This window comes from Nonomuraea sp. NPDC050310 (assembly GCF_040655795.1).
In the GTDB taxonomy this organism is placed as follows: domain Bacteria; phylum Actinomycetota; class Actinomycetes; order Streptosporangiales; family Streptosporangiaceae; genus Nonomuraea.
The window spans coordinates 1-17,019 of the sequence record NZ_JBFAKP010000032.1 but is presented as its reverse complement, the minus strand read 5'-3'; the positions used below and the strand labels follow the sequence as shown (position 1 = coordinate 17,019).

At 71.2% G+C, this 17,019-nt stretch carries 16 protein-coding genes, 1 tRNA gene and 1 pseudogene; 8 read left to right on the top strand and 10 right to left on the bottom strand.

Annotated features, from left to right (window positions below):
- Positions 1-72 precede the first annotated feature (72 nt).
- The 6 genes from AB0I67_RS39875 (at position 73) to AB0I67_RS39850 (ending at position 5,544) form a co-directional block, all read left to right on the top strand.
- Positions 73-1,596 (top strand): serine/threonine-protein kinase, encoded by a 1,524-nt coding sequence (locus AB0I67_RS39875; protein ID WP_357935383.1) that lies wholly within the window; start codon positions 73-75, stop codon positions 1,594-1,596.
- Between the two features lie 107 nt (positions 1,597-1,703).
- Positions 1,704-3,065 (top strand): hypothetical protein, encoded by a 1,362-nt coding sequence (locus AB0I67_RS39870; protein WP_357935381.1) that lies wholly within the window; start codon positions 1,704-1,706, stop codon positions 3,063-3,065.
- Positions 3,066-3,104: 39 nt separating this feature from the next.
- The gene (locus AB0I67_RS39865) at positions 3,105-4,358 is read left to right on the top strand and encodes an APA family fibronectin-binding glycoprotein (protein ID WP_357935378.1); all 1,254 of its coding nucleotides are present in this window, start codon (positions 3,105-3,107) and stop codon (positions 4,356-4,358) included.
- A gap of 61 nt (positions 4,359-4,419) precedes the next feature.
- A complete protein-coding gene (gene orn / locus AB0I67_RS39860) occupies positions 4,420-5,013 on the top strand; it encodes an oligoribonuclease (protein ID WP_357935375.1) in 594 nt (197 codons plus the stop codon).
- Positions 5,014-5,079: 66 nt separating this feature from the next.
- Positions 5,080-5,155 (top strand) — tRNA-His (locus AB0I67_RS39855).
- 149 nt (positions 5,156-5,304) lie between these two features.
- Complete coding sequence (locus AB0I67_RS39850; RefSeq protein ID WP_357935372.1) at positions 5,305-5,544, top strand: response regulator transcription factor; 240 nt, start codon at positions 5,305-5,307, stop codon at positions 5,542-5,544.
- Between the two features lie 68 nt (positions 5,545-5,612).
- Here AB0I67_RS39850 and lat read toward each other — a convergent pair whose 3' ends face one another.
- From lat to AB0I67_RS39830, 4 genes are all read right to left on the bottom strand, one after another.
- Positions 5,613-6,890, bottom strand: coding sequence for an L-lysine 6-transaminase (gene lat, locus AB0I67_RS39845; protein WP_357935369.1), 1,278 nt, complete (start codon positions 6,888-6,890; stop codon positions 5,613-5,615).
- Positions 6,891-6,948: 58 nt separating this feature from the next.
- The gene (locus AB0I67_RS39840) at positions 6,949-7,449 is read right to left on the bottom strand and encodes an HdeD family acid-resistance protein (protein ID WP_357935367.1); all 501 of its coding nucleotides are present in this window, start codon (positions 7,447-7,449) and stop codon (positions 6,949-6,951) included.
- 62 nt (positions 7,450-7,511) lie between these two features.
- On the bottom strand, positions 7,512-7,880 hold the full coding sequence (locus tag AB0I67_RS39835; RefSeq protein ID WP_357935364.1) for a PPOX class F420-dependent oxidoreductase: 369 nt from the start codon (positions 7,878-7,880) through the stop codon (positions 7,512-7,514).
- A 2-nt stretch (positions 7,881-7,882) separates the two neighbouring features.
- Positions 7,883-9,403, bottom strand: coding sequence for a penicillin-binding transpeptidase domain-containing protein (locus AB0I67_RS39830; RefSeq protein ID WP_357935361.1), 1,521 nt, complete (start codon positions 9,401-9,403; stop codon positions 7,883-7,885).
- A 12-nt stretch (positions 9,404-9,415) separates the two neighbouring features.
- Here AB0I67_RS39830 and AB0I67_RS39825 point away from each other — a divergent pair, with 12 nt between their 5' ends.
- Both AB0I67_RS39825 and AB0I67_RS39820 read left to right on the top strand, forming a co-directional pair.
- Positions 9,416-10,261, top strand: coding sequence for a fused MFS/spermidine synthase (locus AB0I67_RS39825; protein ID WP_357935358.1), 846 nt, complete (start codon positions 9,416-9,418; stop codon positions 10,259-10,261).
- A 75-nt stretch (positions 10,262-10,336) separates the two neighbouring features.
- Positions 10,337-10,921 (top strand): annotated as a pseudogene (locus tag AB0I67_RS39820) (dienelactone hydrolase family protein); the annotation flags it as partial.
- On the opposite strand, the gene AB0I67_RS39815 reads toward AB0I67_RS39820, so the two are convergent.
- Genes AB0I67_RS39815 through AB0I67_RS39790 form a run of 6 tightly spaced genes read right to left on the bottom strand, consistent with a single transcriptional unit; the run spans position 10,918 to position 16,936 of the window.
- Entirely contained in the window at positions 10,918-12,468 is a 1,551-nt protein-coding gene (locus AB0I67_RS39815) for a trehalase family glycosidase (protein WP_357935355.1), read from the bottom strand. The pseudogene AB0I67_RS39820 and the gene AB0I67_RS39815 overlap by 4 nt on opposite strands.
- A complete protein-coding gene (locus AB0I67_RS39810; protein WP_357935352.1) occupies positions 12,468-13,331 on the bottom strand; it encodes a carbohydrate ABC transporter permease in 864 nt (287 codons plus the stop codon). Before AB0I67_RS39810 ends, AB0I67_RS39815 begins: the two co-directional genes overlap by 1 nt.
- Positions 13,321-14,253 (bottom strand): sugar ABC transporter permease, encoded by a 933-nt coding sequence (locus AB0I67_RS39805; RefSeq protein WP_357935349.1) that lies wholly within the window; start codon positions 14,251-14,253, stop codon positions 13,321-13,323. The genes AB0I67_RS39810 and AB0I67_RS39805 overlap by 11 nt, the downstream gene beginning before the upstream one ends.
- Before the next feature lie 3 nt (positions 14,254-14,256).
- The gene (locus tag AB0I67_RS39800) at positions 14,257-15,531 is read right to left on the bottom strand and encodes a sugar ABC transporter substrate-binding protein (protein ID WP_357935346.1); all 1,275 of its coding nucleotides are present in this window, start codon (positions 15,529-15,531) and stop codon (positions 14,257-14,259) included.
- Between the two features lie 14 nt (positions 15,532-15,545).
- Positions 15,546-16,286, bottom strand: coding sequence for an SDR family oxidoreductase (locus AB0I67_RS39795; RefSeq protein ID WP_357935343.1), 741 nt, complete (start codon positions 16,284-16,286; stop codon positions 15,546-15,548).
- The gene (locus AB0I67_RS39790; protein WP_357935340.1) at positions 16,283-16,936 is read right to left on the bottom strand and encodes a hypothetical protein; all 654 of its coding nucleotides are present in this window, start codon (positions 16,934-16,936) and stop codon (positions 16,283-16,285) included. Before AB0I67_RS39790 ends, AB0I67_RS39795 begins: the two co-directional genes overlap by 4 nt.
- Positions 16,937-17,019 lie beyond the last annotated feature (83 nt).

The window sequence follows — 17,019 nt, the reverse complement described above, 5'->3', positions numbered from 1 at the left end:
TCACATCGGGATGGGTTACGGTACGGTCCGTCTGATGTGGGTGGGGGCCCAGATGACTTTGAGGAGACCGTGATGCACGGGATACCTGAGGGGCAGTGGGAGGTTCCGGGTTACTCCGCCGTGCGCGAGCTCGGTTCCGGGGCCTCCGGTCGGGTGGTGCTGGCCCGGAGGGATCACGACGGCCAGGAAGTGGCGATCAAGTACCTCTCCGACGAGCTCCGCGGCGACGTGGGTTTCGTCGCGCGCTTCCGGCACGAGGCCAAGCTGCTCACCACGGTGCGCAGCGAGCACAACGCCCGCTTCATCGACTACGTCGAGAGCGGCGCCGGCGCGGCGATCGTCATGGAGCTGGTCAACGGCGTCGCGCTGCGGGAGATCCTGGCCTCCGAGGGGCCGACCGGGCCCGAGGCGGCGCTCGTCGTGCTCAAGGGCTCGCTGCGCGGGCTCGCCGCGGCGCACGCGATCGGCGTGGTGCACCGCGACTACAAGCCGGAGAACGTGGTCGTCCAGGGGGACGGCACCAGCAAGCTGATCGACTTCGGCATCGCCGTACGGGCCGGGTCGGGGGCCAACTCGGCCGGGACGCCCGCGTACATGGCCCCCGAGCAGTGGTCGGGCGCGGCGGCCTCGCCCGCGACCGACGTCTACGCGGCGACCGCGGTGTTCTTCGAGTGCCTGACCGGCACCCGGCCTTACCGCGCGCCCAACGTGGCGGCGCTGGCGCACCAGCACCACAGCGCGCCGCCGCCGGTCGAGGAGGTGCCGCCGCCGCTGCAGGGCCTGGTGGAGCGGGGGCTGGCAAAAGCGCCCGCCGACCGGCCGCCGTCCGCGCAGGCCTTCCTGACCGAGCTGGAGGCGGTCGCCGAGGCGGCCTACGGCCCCGAGTGGGAGCAGCGCGGGCAGCGCCGCCTGGCCGCGCTGGCCGGGATCCTGCTCGTCATGTGGCCCAACGCGCCCGAGGCCGCGCCGCCGGAGACGAGCACGACGCTCGTGCGCACCAAACTCGGCGGCAAGGGCGTCCTGGGCAAGGTCGGCATGAAGGCCCTGGCCGGCCTCGTGGGCACCGCCGTGGTCGTCGGCGCGATCGCGATCGTGCTGACCGGCGGCGACGACGAGGACCCGCCCCGGATCGTGGCGCAGACCGGCCCGGCCACGACGGCTCCGCCGTCCCCCATGCCGACCCTGGAGACAGAGGACCCGGAGCCGACCGAGGAGAGCACCCCGACCGAGGAGCCGGACCCGACGGTCACGCCCACTCCGGAGCCCACGCAGGAGCAGCAGCAGCCGCCGGCGGTCAAGCCCTCCGCCACCAAGCCGCCCACCACGCCTCCGGTCAAGCCGAAGCCCAAGCCGGTCAAGCCCTCGCCGACGGCCTCGCCTACCGAGGAGGACGATCAGGGGCCGGGCAAGGCGGGCGAGCCGGGCGCGACCAAGGCCCCCGAGACCCCCAAGCCGACCCCGACTCCCCCGCCCGCCACGCAGGAGCCCCCCAGGCCGACCCCGACGCGAACCCAGTCCACCGAGGAGCCGGGCGGCGGCGAGGAGCCTGGAGGCGGCGAGACCCCGGACGACACCCCCACGAACCACCTGGAGTGAGCTCCTGACGAGGAGGAGGGCTGGTGACCGGTGTGCCGGACCCGGCACACTGGCGGGGAGAAGCCGCTCCCGTGGGCGGCATCCAGAGCGTCTTGGGGGAAACGGCGATGGCCGACCATCGAGCCCGGAGCGGGATCGCCGGCTTTCAGCTCACCGAGCGGACCAGGGTGACCGAGCTCGGCACCTGGATCGACGCGGTCGGTCCGAGCGGCGACCGCGGCGGGGCCCTGCGCTTCGACCCGGCGGTCATGGGGCTGCCCGGCGTCCGTGACCGCATCGTCGCGACCGTGCTGGCCGACCGGCAGCTCGTCCAGGCGGGGCTCGGCGGGCTGATCCCGGTGGACGACGTGGTCGCCGCCGGGGAGGACGTGTGGCTGCTGACCCGGCAGGCCACCAGCCCGTCGCTGGCCGACCTGATGTCGCGGCACGCCCTCGACCCCGCCTCGGCCGCCGCGGTGCTGATCGAGACCGCCCAGACCCTGCTCACCCTGCACGCGGCGGGGCTGGCGCACGGCTCGGTGCACCCCGGGACCGTCGTCATCGCCTCCGACGGCGCGACGTTGCTGTCCGAGCGCGGGCTGGCCGACGCCGTACGCGGGCAGGCCGGCTCACCGCAGCGGGACGTGACGGCCTGGGCGGCGCTGGCGCGCGGCATGGCGGCCATGTGGGTGACCGCCGCGCCCCGCGCGACCGAGCTGTTCGAGCGGGCCGCCGCCACCGCCGGCACGCACGGCCTGGCCGCCGCCCGCGACGTCCTGCTGGCCGGGCGCGACGCGCTCGGCCAGATCACCCGCGACCGGCTGGCCGAGGTGGCCCGCACCTGGTCCGCGCCACCCCTCAGTCCTGGTACGGCGGCGCCGCCCCAGGACGAGGGCGAGATCGTCACCCTGCTGCACGTGCCCGGCTCGGCCGCCCAGCACTTCGGCCCGGGGGTGCCCACCGAGCACGCCGGGCAGGGCGGCACGGTCGAGCGGATCTGGCGCGACGGCCGGAACTCCGGCGCCGCCGCCGACCAGCCCCGCCGCCGGCGGCGCGAGCGTGGCCGCCGGATCAGGACGATCATCGCGGCGATCGTCTTCGCGGTGATCGTCGCGGGCGCGATCCTGGCCTGGACCATGGGCGACACCGTGCTCGGCTGGTTCAGGAGCGAGCCGATCGCGGTGACCGGGGTCGAGGTGATCGTGCCCAAGAAGACGCAGAAGTGCGCCGAGCCGATCAAGGTTCAGGCCCGGATCGCCACCAACGGCAAGGCCGGGACGGTCGTCTACGAGTGGGAGCAGGGCGACTCCAAGCAGCGGCACAAGAAGCAGCAGGACATCCCCGCGGGGCAGACCTCGTGGACGGTCTCGCTGCTGTGGACGCTCGAAGGCGACGGCAAGGGCAAGCTGACCGCGACCTTCCGGGTGCTGTCGCCGAAGCCGGAGGGCAAGAAGATCGAGGACAAGGCGACGTTCAGCTTCTCCTGCTGAGCAATGCACAACAAACCGGTTCTTATTACTCTGACGTCCATGACTCCGCAGACCCCCGCAGGCTGGTACCCGGACCCGTACGGGTCACCCGTTCTCCGCTGGTGGGACGGCAACCAATGGACCGACGCCACGCATCCGACGGAGCAGCAGGCGACGGGTCCGGCCGCGTCCCAGCAGCAGGCCCCGGCGGGGCCGCAGGAGACGCCCGCCAATCCGACGCAGCAGTACGGCCAGCCCATGTACGGCCAGGGCCAGTACGGCGCGTACGGCGGCCCGGCCCCGAGCGGCCCGCAGCAGCACGAACAGCCGTGGAGCGGCCCGCAGCAGCCGCCCCATCCGTACGACCCCCACCAGCAGGCTCCCCACCAGCAGCCCGTCGGCCATCAGGCTCCGGGCCACCAGCAGCCGGGCCAGCAGCCCTGGGGCGGCCAGCAGTGGCCCGGCCAGCCGGGCGGCCAGCCGTGGGGCGGCGCCCCCGGCCAGACCCCGCCCAAGAAGGGGGGCGCGCTCCCCTGGATCCTGGCCGGCGTGGCGGCCCTGGTCGTGATCGGCCTGATCGCCACGGTCGCGATCATCTTCGTCAACCGCGAGTCGACCCCGATCGCCCAGCCCACCCCCGGCCCGGCCCAGACCGAGCAGCAGCCCGACCCCACCCCCGAGAACTCGCCCGAGAACTCCCCCGAGGCCTCCCCGGAGACCTCGCCCACGCCCGACCCGAGCCAGCCGCAGCAGGGCGCGGTCGAGCTGCCCGAGCCCGCCGACGGCCGGATCACCGACCCGCAGACCGGCCTGTCCTACGAGGTGCCCGAGGGCTGGACCGTGCCCCCGGCCGAGACCGTCAACGGCAACGACCCGCGCATGCAGCGCTGGACCAGCGCCCTGCAGGCCGTCTCGCACGCCAAGTACGACAGCGAGGAGGACTGGGTCGGCAACGTCTACACCGGACCGCTCAACCCGATCTACCCCTACACCGGCGTCGAGAGCCTGCAGAGCGCGGCCGAGACGGTCTTCACCGATTTCGCCCGCTTCTACGAGTCCGTGCCGCACCCCGCGCCCAAGATCCTCGCCAGCGAGGCGACGAAGGTCGGCGAGCGGAGCGCGTGGATCGTGGAGTTCCAGTTCGACTTCTCCGCCGAGTCCAAGGCCAAGGGCTACAAGTGGCAGAAGGAGAACGGCGCGGTCCTGCTGATCGACCGCGGCGACCAGCCGCCCGCGCTGGTCTACATCTCCGTCCCGGACAACCTGGGCGCGGACCTGGCGACCAAGCTGGTGAACTCGGTCCGCCTCTCCTGAGCCGGGTGGAGGGCGCGGCGCCGCCGAGCCCCTACGCTTGTGCTGGAAGCAAGGAGACTTCATGAGTGACTTCCTGGTCTGGATCGACTGCGAGATGACCGGGCTCGACCTTGGGCGTGACGCGCTCATCGAGGTGGCCTGCGTGGTCACCGACAGCGAGCTGAACCGGCTGGACGAGGGCGTGGACGTCGTCATCAAGCCCCCGCCGGAGGCGCTGGAGCAGATGTCGGACGTGGTGCGCGAGATGCACACCGCCTCCGGCCTGCTGCCCGAGCTCGGCGAGGGCGTGACGCTGGCGGAGGCGGAGTCGCTCGTGCTCGACTACATCCGCGGCCACGTGGGCGAGCCGAAGAAGGCGCCGCTGTGCGGCAACTCGATCGGCACCGACCGGGCCTTCCTGGCCCGCGACATGCCCGCGGTCGACGCCTTCCTGCACTACCGGATGATCGACGTGTCCTCCGTGAAGGAGCTGGTCCGGCGCTGGTACCCGCGGGTCTACTTCGCCGCGCCGGAGAAGCAGGGCGGTCACCGCGCCCTGGCCGACATCACCGAGAGCGTCCGGGAGATGCGGTACTACCGTGCGGCGGTGTTCGTCGCCCAGCCCGGCCCCGACTCGGCGACGGCCCGGGCACTGGCCGAGGGTGTCACGCGCTAATCGATGGCGTAAAGACTCCCGAACCCCGCTACACTTTTCTCTGTGCCGCCAAGCGCGGCACGCATGGTGGGCGTAGCTCAGTTGGCAGAGCGCCAGGTTGTGGTCCTGGATGCCGGGGGTTCAAGTCCCCTCGCTCACCCCAGGTCGGAAGGCCCGGTCACCCAGGTGGCCGGGCCTTTTCGCGGATTATCCACAAATCGGGACAATGCGAGTTATGCTCGCTGTCTAGCGCGTACGCCGGAAGCACGGGGGTATCGGCGACCGAAACGTCTTCGCCGCCCCGGAGGCCGGATGAGAGTCGACGACGCAGCCTACGAGCACGTGGCCATGTCGCTGAGCAAGCGCGAGGCGGAGGTCATGGACCTCATCGCCCGCGGCGAGTCCAACGGCGAGATCGCCCAACGGCTCTTCCTCAGCGAGAAAACCGTGAAGAACCACGTGAACCGCATCTATTCCAAGTTGGGAGTGGACTCCCGCGGCACGGCGATCGGCGTCTGGCTGAGCCGTACCCATCCAGATCTCAAGACCTGATCCGCGCGGGCGCGGTGGTTCACCGCGCCCGTGCGGCTCGTACGGCGGGCGGCCGGCGCCCGCGTGTCCTAGGCCGGGGCGAGGCGGGACAGGACGCGTGCGCAGGCCGTCAGTCCGAGGTCCAGCTCCTCCTCGGTGACGTTGAGTGCCGGGCGGAGCCGGATCGAGCGAGGTCCGGAGGGCAGCACGAGCACGCCCTCCTCCTCGCGCAGCCCCGCGACCAGCGCGTCCCGCTGGCCCGGCGTGGGCAGGTCGATCGCGCACATCAGCCCGCGCCCGCGCGCGCCCGAGACCAGGCCGGGGAACTCCGCCTGGAGCTTGCCGAGCCGTTCCACGATCCACGTGCCGAGGGTGCCCGCGCGCTTGATGAGGCCGTCGCGCTCGACGATCTCCAGGATGGCCTGGGAGCGGACCATGTCGACCAGGCCGCCGCCCCAGGTGGAGTTGATCCGGCCGCTCACCCGGAAGACGTTGTCCGGCACGAGGTCCACGCGGCGGCCGGCCATGATCCCGCCGACCTGGACCTTCTTGGCGAACGCCACCACGTCGGGAGCGAGGCCGAGCTGCTGGTAGGCCCACGGGGTGCCGGTGGTTCCGCCGCCGGTCTGCACCTCGTCCAGGATGAACAGGGCGTCGTGCTCGTGGCACAGCGCCTGCATGGCCTGCAGGAACTCCGGGCGCATGTGGTTGTCGCCGCCCTCGCCCTGGATCGGCTCGGCGAGGAAGCAGGCGATGTCGTGCGGGTGGCGCTCGAAGGCGGCCCTTGCCTGGGCCAGCGCCTCGGCCTCGATCGCCTCGGTGTCCGGGAAATGCGTGGCCGGGACGGGGATGCGCGGCCAGCCGAACTTGGGGAAGCGGTCGGTCTTGTTCGGGTCGGTGTTGGTCAGCGACAGGGTGTAGCCGCTGCGCCCGTGGAAGGCCCTGGTCAGGTGCATGACCTGGGTGCCGAGGTCCGGGGAGCGGCCGGCGGCCTCGTTGCGCCGGCTCTTCCAGTCGAAGGCGGTCTTCAGGGCGTTCTCGACGGCCAGGGCGCCGCCCTCGACGAAGAACAGGTGCGGCAGGTCGGGATCGGCCAGGACGCGCGAGAAGGTGTCCACGAAGCCCGCCAGCTCCTCGGTGTACATGTCCGGGTTGGCGGGCTTGTTCAGCGCGACCCCGGCCAGGCGGGCGGGGTCGAGCGGCGGGTTCACGCCCAGCGGGGCCGAGGCGAAGAAGGTGTAGAAGTCGAGGTATCGGCGGCCGGTCCGTGCATCGACCAACCAGGAGCCCCTGCTGCGTTCGAGATCGAGAACCAGCCGGTAGCCGTCGACGAGCAGATGGCGGGAGAGCCTGTCCAGAACGTCCATGAGCGCATCGTTCCCCGCTTTTGGCGGCGTTATACGGAATTTTTGCGCCCATGACGAGCTATTTCGCGAGGCTTTTCACCTTGAAGGCCAGGACGCACAAGGTGATCCCGTAGAGGATGGCGAACACGGCGATCAGCCAGATCATCGCGAGTGCCCCGGCGCCCGGCCAGATCACCAGCAGGATGCCGAAGATCACCCCGAGCACGCCGCTCAGGATGAGCAGCCACTCGTTGGTGATGGTCTTGCGGAGCCGTACGCCCGCGACGATCTGCGTGATACCGGTGAAGATCGCCCAGAAGGCGATGACGTAGAGCAGCACCAGCGTGGTCATGCCCGGCCAGACGAAGGCCACGATGCCCGCCAGGATGCCCAGGACGCCCATCGTGATCAGCCAGGCCTTGGAGCCCTTGGGCTGCTGGAAGCCGGCGAACAACGCGAAGACGCCGTCGACGAGGGCGTAGGCGCCGAAGAAGAGCACCAGGACCCAGAGCGTGATCCCGGGCCAGATCATCGCCATGATGCCGAAGATGATCGCGATGATGCCGCGTATCAGCAGCAACCACCAATTACGCGACAGTAGTTCCATGCACCGGCTATGCCCGTACGACCGTCAAAGCAGGGTCACAGCCCGGTGATCTTTACCCCCACCGTGCCGGCCGCGCCACGGCGGATCCGGCTGCTCCACACGATCAGCCGGCCGAGCACGCCGTACTTGCGGCCCAGCAGCGTCCGCACCCGCGCGGTCTCGGCCGGGTCGAGCAGTTCCGCCTTGCCGGGCACCGGCTCGCCGCGCAGGTTCCCGCGCACGTCGCAGGGGGCGACGGTGACGTTCGGGTCGCGTCGGATGCGCTTGATCTTGCCTGACGCGGTCACGGTCCAGAAGGCCAGCGCGCCCTCGCCGTAGGGCACGACCCAGACCGGGGTCGCCATCGGCGTGCCGTCCTTGCGGAAGGTGGTGACCGACACGTACTGCTCCGTACCAAGATTCACGATCACAAGCCTCTCAGGAATCTGGCCGCGACGGGCACCGCGACCTTCGCGCCCGAGCCGCCGTGCCGGACGAAGACGCAGAAGGCCAGGTCGTCCTGGTAGCCGATGAACCACGCGTGGTCGCCGCCGCCGGGCGTCTCGGCCGTGCCCGTCTTGCCGTACACGTCCTCGGGCAGGCCGCCCTCGCTGGCCGTACCGCCGCTGACCACCGTGCCCATCATCCGCCTGAGCTGCTCGATCACCACTGGATCCAGGCGTACGGCAGGCTGCCGGGCCCCGTCGATGCGGGTGGCCTCGGCGTCGCCGAGCAGCCTCGGGGGCTGCCACGTGCCGCTCCGGACCGCCGCCGCGACCGCGGCCATGCACAGCGGCGTCGCCTCCACCGTGCCCTGGCCGATCACCGCCAGCTTGAGCTCCTCGGGATCGCCGGGCTCGGTCAGCCGGCCGCAGCGCCCGCCCATCCCGGTGGCCAGCGGGCGGTCGGTGAACCCCCAGTCGGCCGCCACCCCGGCCAGGCGCGGCCCGAGCTCCCGCTCGTAGGCCTGCTGGACGAAGCTGGTGTTGCACGACCAGGCGAAGGCGCCCTCGAAGGTGGTCAGGCCCACCTCGAAGCCGGCGGCGTTGCCGACCGGGCTGTGGAAGGGGATCTGGTACGAGGCCGGGCAGTCCACCGGCGTGTCCGGCTGCAGGCCGGTCTCCAGCAGGGCCGCGGCGCTCACCACCTTGAAGGTCGAGCCGGGCGGGAAGTAGTCGGTGAACGCGCTGGCGCGCACCAGCCGGTCGGCCACCGCGAGCACCTCGCCCGTGCTCGCCCGCAGCGCGACGATCGCCGCGTCCTCGACCTCGTCCAGCGCCCGGGCCGCCGCCGCCTGCACCGGCCTCGACAGCGTCAGCCGGACCTCGGTGGTCTTGGGCGGGATCTCCTTGACCCGCTCGCCGGCCGCCACCAGCGCCCAGCCGACGCTCGTCCCCTCGAACTCGGTACGGAGCGCGTCGAGGTAGGCGTCGTTGTAGCCGCGGCGCGGGAGCTGGGCGCCCTCGGCGGTCACCAGCGTGACCGCGGGGCCCTCGACCGGCTCGACCTCGATGGTCGCGCCGCCCTTGAGCAGCGGGTGCAGCGTCTCGGGCGTCCAGACCACCTTCCACCGCCGCTCCCGTACGGCCAGGCGCAGCGTGCTCTCGAACTCCCACGGGCCGAACCGCTTCAGCCGCATCGTGCCGGTGAAGGGCACCTCGGCGGCGTCCGCGCCGGCCTGCCGTACCGGGCGGGGGCGCAGGTCCACCCCTTCGAGCTGGAGCGCCTCGGACAGGCCCAGGTGGCGGCGGGTGAAGTCGGCCGGCGGCCGGTCCACGAGGCTGCGCATGGCGTCCACGTCGCGGCCGGTCCACGCGCGGAAGTAGGCCCTGGCGGTCTGCTCGGCGCTGCCCCGCACGCCGCCGCTGCCCATCCCCACCGCGAAGGCCGCGGCGGCGACCACGCACAGGATGCCTATCCCGAGCGCGATCAACCTGCGGCGTCGCATACGGTTTTCTCCATGAGAAGGGGCGGACGGGACCCGATGCCCGGTACGTACCAGACGACCTTCGGGGACGTCGAGCTGCTGCGTGACCTGGACCGGCAGGACGGCTGGGTGCTGTCCAAGGAAGGCGTACCTCAGTCGTACGTCGACCTTCAAGACCCCACATATCTGGATTTCGAGTATGTCCGGCTCATGGCGGACGTGATCGACCTCCTGCCGGAGGGCCCGCTGGGATGCGTCCACGTCGGCGGCGGGGCGTGCACCATCCCGCGTTACATCGCCGCGACCCGGCCCGGCTCGCGGCACATCGTCGTCGAACCCGACGCGCGGCTGGTCGATCTGGTGCGCGAGCAGCTCGACCTCAAGTCCGTGCCCAAGCTCAAGGTCCGCGTGGCGGGCGGGCGTGAGGGCACGGCCGGGCTCTGGGACGAGTCGGCCGACCTGTTCGTGCTCGACGCCTTCACCGCCGCGACCATGCCGGTGGAGCTGGCGACCCTGGAGTACATGGCCGACATCGGGCGGGTCCTGCGGCCCGGGGGGACGCTGCTGGTGAACATGGCCGACGGCAAGGGGCTGGCCTTCGCGCGCCGGCTCACCGCGACCGTGCGGGAGCGGTTCCGGCACGTGGCGCTCATGGCCGAGCCGGGGATCCTGCGCGGGCGCCGGTTCGGCAACCTCATCCTGGCCGCCTCGGCCCAGCCGCTGCCGATCGAGCTGCTCGGCCGCCGTGCGGCCGGTGGGCTCACCCAGGCCAGGCTGGTCGAGGGGGACGCGCTCACCCGCTTCCTGGGCGGCGCCGCGCCCATCCACGACGGCGAGGCGGTCCTGGCGCCGGTCCCCCCGCCCGCCGTCTTCGGCTGATCTTCCGGGAGTCCTGCGGGGAACTGTCGGACCCGCAGGGCATGCTGGGCGGCGTCACTTCCCCGACCGGCGAAGGAGCCGACCATGGCCGAGGTCCTGCTGTTCCACCACGCCTGCGGGCTGACCGCCGGCGTGCGCGAGTTCGCCGACCGGCTCCGCCGGGAGGGGCACACCGTCCACCTGCCCGACCTCTTCGAGGGCCGGGTCTTCACCGACCTGAAGGACGGCCTGGCCTACGTGCGGGAGACCGGCTTCCAGACCGTCCTGGATCGCGGCCATGACGCCGTCTCAGGGCTTCCTGACGCGCTGGTCTACGCCGGGTTCTCCCTCGGGGTGCTCCCGGCCCAGTCGCTCGCTCAGACGCGTCCTGGGGCGCGTGGGGCGCTGCTGGTGGAGTCGTGCGTGCCGGTCACCGAGTTCGGCCCCTCGTGGCCGGCGGGGGTGCCGGTGCAGGTGCACGGGATGGAGGGGGACGAGGTGTTCGCCGGGGAGGGCGACCTGGACGCCGCGCGTGCCCTGGTGGAGTCGGGGGCCGACGCCGAGCTGTTCCTCTATCCCGGTTCGTCGCACCTGTTCGCCGACCCCACCCTGCCCTCCTACGACCCGGCCGCGGCCGAGCTCCTCACCACCCGCGTCCTCGCCTTCCTGGCCCGCCTTTAGCGGGACGTGGCGGCCAGGTCGAGGAAGAGCGCCGACGACCAGCCGAAGCCGGTGGTGGCGCGCTTGGCCTTGGTCCCGGTCAGCGGGTTCCAATACTCGTAGAGCCCGCCGCCGTCCCGCACGAGCTCCAGCACCCGGGCGGTGAGATCGTCGGCGACCTGCGGGTAGCCCGAGCGGCGCAGCCCGTCGATGATCAGGTAGTTCACGTTGAGCCAGACCGGCCCCCGCCACATGGCCTCGGGGTCGAAGTCGGGGTCGTCGTAGGCCACCGACGGCACCGGCGCCCAGAACGAGGCGGAGGTGAGCTGTGCGACCAGCGTGTCCGCGATCTCCCGTGGCAGCCGCCCGGTGAACAGCGGCATGAGGTCGAGCGCCGTCCTGGTACGGGCGACCTGGTCGCCGACCAGCGTGGTGAAACGGGCGCCGTCCCAGCGCCGGGCCACCAGCAGGTCCACCAGTTCCTGGGCCCGCCCTCGCCAGCGCGCCGCGTCGCCGGCGTGCCCGAGGGCGTCGGCGATGTCGGCCAGCCGGTCGTACTGGAAGGCCAGGTAGGCGTTGAGGTCGGGCGGCTCGGCGCGGGGACCGAGGTCCCAGATCGGCGAGTCGTCCAGGCCGGAGGAGTAGGGGTGCAGGTACTCCGCCAGGCCGTCCCCGTCGGGGTCGGAGGCGGTGAACCACCACTCCTGCGAACGCACCAGGCGCTCGTAGACCTCGGCGAGGAAGCCCGGGTCGGGGGCCACCTCGTGGATCTTCCACACCGCCCACGCGGTCAGCGGGGGCTTGGTGATCGGCACCAGCTCGCGCGGCGCTCCGCCGCCGACGTGCTGGTCCATCCGGGCCAGGTCGGAGCGGGGCAGGTCGGTGGTCTCGGCCAGCACGCCGTGGTCGTGCACGACGTCCGGGATGAGGCCGTCGGGGCGCTGGTTGTCGAGCAGGATGCGGATCTGCTCGCGGGCCAGCTCGGGGTCGCCGTGGCGCAGGCCGATGGCGTGGAAGTAGGAGTCCCAGTTCCAGAGGCCGACGTAGCCGTACTTGGAGGGGATCAGCGACTCGCGGCCCTGGATGTCGATCAGGTTGACACCCAGGGTCCACCACGCCATCTCGGCCCGCTCCCGCAGGTCGTCCGGTACGGCAGGCATCCGCTCCAGCCACCCTCGCCACCGGCTCTCCGCCGCCGCGACGATCGCCTCACGATCACCGGCCGGGGCCGTGCCGACCAGGGTCAGGCACGGGGCGATCTCCGCCTCCCCGCCCTCCCAGGACGCGTTGAACCCCTCCCCCGCCTCGGGCGCGAGGAGGACCAGGGTGTCGCGGTCGGCGAAGGTCAGGACCACGCCGTCCTCGAACTCCACCCGGTACGGCAGCGCCTGCCGTACCGCCAGCTCCCGCGACCCCGCACGCACCCGCAGCCCGGTCAGGACGGTCGTGGCCGACAGCCGCGTCTCGTAGAGCGCCCGCGCGATCCACAGCGTCCCGTCCTCGGCCCCCATGACGAGCAGGCGCGAACCCCGCTCGGTGTAGGGCCGCTCGTCGAGATCGAGCACCATCAGCGTCCTCCGAGTCCGGACATGGCCATGCTGTTGAGGATGCGCCGCTGCCCGACCAGGAAGGCGATCATCATGGGGATGATCGAGATGGCGGTGGCGGCGAGGGTCAGGCCGTAGTTGATCGCGCCGTGGTCCCCGGCGAAGCGGGCGACCAGGAGCGGGACGGTGGCCAGTTCGGGCGAGTTGAGGAAGATGAGCGGGAAGAAGTACCCGTTCCACGACCCCAGGAAGGCGATGATCGCGTAGGCGCCGAGGCCGGGCTTGATGTTCGGCACGACGATGCGCCAGAAGATCGTCCAGCGGTTGGCGCCGTCGAGTCTGGCCGCCTCTTCGAGCTCGATCGGCACCGCGCGGATGAACTGCCGCAGCAGGAAGACCGCGAACGGGTTGACGATGCTCGGCACGATCAGCGACAGGTGCGAGTCCACCCAGCCCAGCTCGGAGAGCATGAGGTAGAGCGGCACGATGGTGACCTGGGAGGGCACCATCTGGGTGGCGAGGAAGAGCACGAACAGCGCGCCGGAGCCGCGGAAGCGGATCCGGGCGAAGGCGTAGGCCGCCATCGCCGAGGTGGTGAGGGTGAGCACCACGTTGAGGAAGGCGATGTAGAAGCTGTTCCAGTACGCCTGGCCGAACGGCAGCGCGGAGAGCGCGTCGGTGTAGTTCTCCGGGCGCCAGGGGGCCGGCAGCCAGTCGAGGGGCGAGTGCAACATCTGCTGCTCGCCCTTGAAGGAGGTCAGGATCATCCAGGCGAACGGGAAGAGCATGACCAGGCCGCCCAGGATGAGGGCGGTGTGCAGCAGGACCTGCCGGGCCCGGGCGCCCCGGCCGGGCCCGGCGACGGCCACGTGGCTAAGAGTCATAGTGGACGAACCGTTTCTGCGCGCCGAACTGCACGAGGGTGACCAGCAGGGTGAGCACCAGGAGGATGAGCGCGGCGGCGGAGCTGAGCCCGAACTCGAACTTGAGGAAGCCGAGCTCGTAGACCTGGAAGACGATGGTGCGGGCGCCGTCGTTGTGCTCGGGGTCGACCAGGACGTAGATCTGGTCGAAGGCCTGCAACGAGCTGATCACCGAGACGATCATGGTGAAGAAGATCGTGGGTGACACCAGCGGGAGCGTGACGCTGCGGAAGATCCGGACCGGTCCGGCGCCGTCGATCCGCGCGGCCTCGACGAGCTGCGGCGGGATGGTCTGCAGCCCGGCCAGGAAGATGACCACGTTGAGCCCGAGCGAGGACCAGATGGTGACCACCGCGATGGCGAGGAGCACCCAGTTCTTGTCGTCGAGCCAGTCGGGCAGGGTGATGCCGAACCAGTCGCGGACGGTGTTGTTGAGCACGCCGTAGTCGCCGCTGGCGAGGATGACCTGCCACATCAGCGCGACCGCGACCGAGCTGGTGATCACCGGCAGGAAGTACAGGACCCGGTAGAAGCCCTTGCCCTTGATGGTGTTGAGCGCCACCGCGATGAGCAGCGCCAGGCCGAGGCCGACCGGGATGGTCAGGACCGCCAGCTTGAGGGTGTTCCACAGCGCGGTGTGGAAGTCGGGCTCGCCGAGGATGGCGGTGAAGTTGTCGAAGCCCACCCAGCTCTTCTCGCCCAGCCCGTCCCACTTCATGAAGGCCAGGACGAAGGCGAAGCCGAGCGGGAAGAGCAGGAAGGCGAAGAGCCCGATCACCTGCGGGGCGAGGAAGAAGGCGGCCCACCAGCCGTCCCGGTGCCTGATCTTGGTAGGCGGCACCGGGAGGGCGGCTTTGGGCCGTGCCTTGGTGAGCACGGCCACGGGTCAGCCCAGCTTGCCGTCGACGAGGGCCTGCAGGTCGGTCATGCCCTGCTCGAACGGGATCTTGCCGGTCCAGACCTTCAGGAGGTGGTCGTTGATGTCCTTGGTCAGGCCCGGGACGGAGACCTCTTCGGCGTAGTTGGCGAAGCCGGTGTCACGCACGTCGAGGAAGGTCTGCGCGTGCGCGGGGTAGCCGTCGAGCACGATCGACTCGGCGCCCTTGACCGACGGCACCGCGCCGCCGCCCTTGAGCCGGATGAGCTGGCCTTCCTTGCTGACGAACTCGGTGAGGAAGGTGAAGGCCTCCTTGGGGGCCTTGCTGTCCTTGTTGATCGACAGGTAGGACGCGGCCACGGCGCCGGGCATCGGCTGGCCGGTCTCCGACGGGAAGGGCACGATGTCGTAGCTGTTGGGGTCGCCGCCCTTCTTGACCGAGTCGATCACCCAGCGGCCGCCGGCGTAGAAGCCGACCTTGTGCTTGATGAACTGGGTGCTCGGGCCGTTGCCGCTGGGCAGCACGTCGGCGGAGAGGAAGGTCTTGTCGGCGTAGCCCTTGGCCAGCGTCTCCAGGGCCTTGCGGGACTTGGGGTCGGTGGTGGCGACGAACTTGCCGCCGTCCCAGACCTTGCCGCCGAAGCCGTTGATCATGCTGTACGTGGAGCCGTACCAGTTCCAGAAGATCGAGCCGCCCTTGCCGGCCGCCTTGAGCTTGGCGTTCATGTCGAGGTACTTGGCCATCGTCCACTGGCCGGCGGCGTGCAGGGTGGCCGGGTCCTCGGTGACGCCGGCCTCGGCGAGCGCCTTCTTGTCGTACCAGAGCACTTCCGGGTTGACGTCGTTGGGCATGCCGTAGATCTGGCCGTCCTTCTTGGCCCCGCCGTACACGCCCTCGAAGAAGTCCTCGGGCTTGCTCTTGGAGTCGGGGCCGGCCAGCCGCTCGTTCAGCGGGGCGAGCACGCCGGCCGAGACGAACTTGCCGATGTTGTCGTCACCCACGAAGAAGACGTCGGGCGCGGTCTTGCTGGTGAGCTGGGTGAGCAGCTTGGGGTGGTAGTCCTCGTACTTCGGCACCGACTCCATCTTCAGCACGATGTTCGGGTGCTTCTTCATGAAGGAGTCGTTGAACTCCTTGTAGAAGGCGACGTCCTCGGCCGAGCCCCAGGTGGCCCAGCGGATGGTGACCTTGCCGTCGGCCTGCTTGACGCCGGACGCGCTGTTGCTCCCGCTGCACGCGGTGACCGCGAGGGCCAGCGCGGCCAGGGCTGCGATCTTCTTCATGGGGGGTTACCTTCCTAAGCGAGTCCGCCGCCGTCGACGACGAGGGCGGATCCGGTGATGTAGCTGGCGGCGTCGCTCGCCAGGAAGAGCACGGCCTGAGCGATCTCGTCAGGCGTGCCGGAGCGGCCCATGGGCCGGTCGGCGGCGTCCTTCTCGAAGGCCGCCCAGTCCTCGTTGAGCTGGCGGGCTTCCTCCCGCAGCATCGGGGTGTCGGTGTCGCCGGGATTGACGGAGTTCACCCGGATCCCGTCCTTGGCGTGGTCGATCGCGAGCGCCCGCGTCATGTTGACCACCGCGGCCTTGGAGGCGCAGTACGAGATCGCGTTCCCGCCGCCCTTGAGACCCCAGCCCGAGCCGGTGTTCACGATCGCGCCGCCCTGGGTCATGAGCGGGATCGCGTACTTGCACATCAGGAAGACCGAGCGCACGTTGACCGCCATGACGCGGTCCCATTCCTCGATCTCCAGGTCCACCGCGGTGAAGCGGCGGATGATGCCGGCGTTGTTGAACAGCACGTGCAGCCCGCCGTAGGTGTCCACGGCGGCGCGGACGACGCGCTCGCAGTCCCCCGGCTGGGAGACGTCGGCCGCCACGGCCAGGCCGCCGATCTCGGCGGCGACGCGCTCGGCGCCCTCGCCGTCGAGGTCGGCCACGACCACCTTCGCGCCTTCCGCGGCGAAGAGGCGGGCGGTGGCGCGCCCGATGCCGGAGGCTCCGCCGGTGACGACGGCGACCTTGCCTGCGAGTGTGTTCATGCGTTTTCCATCCGATAGATCGTGCTTTCGCGGTATCCGGTGATCACCCGGACGTGTCCGCTGAGTCGCTGGTCCGTGTCCTGGTCGCCGGTGTCCAGCAGCAGCGGCCGGCCGTGCAGGGCGGCGAGTTTCTGCTGGGTGGCCAGGACCAGGAGGTCTTGGGTACGGCGGAGCACCCGGGGCGAGATCTGCTGGTTGCCGCGGCCGAGCACGAAGCCCTGGCCGCCGATCGCCGACAGCACCACCACGGCGCCCTCCGCCAGGGGCAGGAGCCCTTCCTCCGCTACGTCGGCGGCGACGAGTTCGCCGTCGCGGACCACGTCCACGCCGAGGAGCGTGGTGGCCAGGCCGAGCCGGCGGCCCACCGCGGCGGTGGTCGCGCCCGGCCCGAGGATGTAGGTCACGCCGGGCGCCATCCGGGCGACCACCTCGCGGGCGATCGACTCGGCCGAGCCCGGCGCGGTGCCCGAGGAGCCCGCCTTGCGGCCGGACAGCTTGCGCCCGGCCGCGGGGACGCGGAGCGTGCCGTACAGCTTGGGGGTGACGGCGCCCCTGCGGTACTGCTCCTCGTCGAGGTCGACCACCTCGGCCTCGGTGGTGTCCCCGGTCCACTCGGCGGCCAGCAGGCCGGCGGCGGCGTGCCGCCGCACAGTTCGCGGGAGTAGTCGCCGATCTCGACGACGCGGACTTCCTCGCCGTACTTCTCGCCGAACATGGCCAGCGCGCCCATCGC

Bases quoted from the DNA above. Each gene is read 5' to 3' on its own strand.
- AB0I67_RS39875 (WP_357935383.1), top strand. From the start codon at position 73: ATGCACGGGATACCTGAGGGGCAGTGGGAGGTTCCGGGTTACTCCGCC.
- AB0I67_RS39870 (WP_357935381.1), top strand. From the start codon at position 1,704: ATGGCCGACCATCGAGCCCGGAGCGGGATCGCCGGCTTTCAGCTCACC.
- AB0I67_RS39865 (WP_357935378.1), top strand. From the start codon at position 3,105: ATGACTCCGCAGACCCCCGCAGGCTGGTACCCGGACCCGTACGGGTCA.
- orn (WP_357935375.1), top strand. From the start codon at position 4,420: ATGAGTGACTTCCTGGTCTGGATCGACTGCGAGATGACCGGGCTCGAC.
- AB0I67_RS39850 (WP_357935372.1), top strand. From the start codon at position 5,305: ATGAGAGTCGACGACGCAGCCTACGAGCACGTGGCCATGTCGCTGAGC.
- lat (WP_357935369.1), bottom strand. From the start codon at position 6,890: ATGGACGTTCTGGACAGGCTCTCCCGCCATCTGCTCGTCGACGGCTAC.
- AB0I67_RS39830 (WP_357935361.1), bottom strand. From the start codon at position 9,403: ATGCGACGCCGCAGGTTGATCGCGCTCGGGATAGGCATCCTGTGCGTG.
- AB0I67_RS39825 (WP_357935358.1), top strand. From the start codon at position 9,416: ATGAGAAGGGGCGGACGGGACCCGATGCCCGGTACGTACCAGACGACC.
- AB0I67_RS39815 (WP_357935355.1), bottom strand. From the start codon at position 12,468: ATGGTGCTCGATCTCGACGAGCGGCCCTACACCGAGCGGGGTTCGCGC.
- AB0I67_RS39810 (WP_357935352.1), bottom strand. From the start codon at position 13,331: ATGACTCTTAGCCACGTGGCCGTCGCCGGGCCCGGCCGGGGCGCCCGG.
- AB0I67_RS39800 (WP_357935346.1), bottom strand. From the start codon at position 15,531: ATGAAGAAGATCGCAGCCCTGGCCGCGCTGGCCCTCGCGGTCACCGCG.
- AB0I67_RS39795 (WP_357935343.1), bottom strand. From the start codon at position 16,286: ATGAACACACTCGCAGGCAAGGTCGCCGTCGTCACCGGCGGAGCCTCC.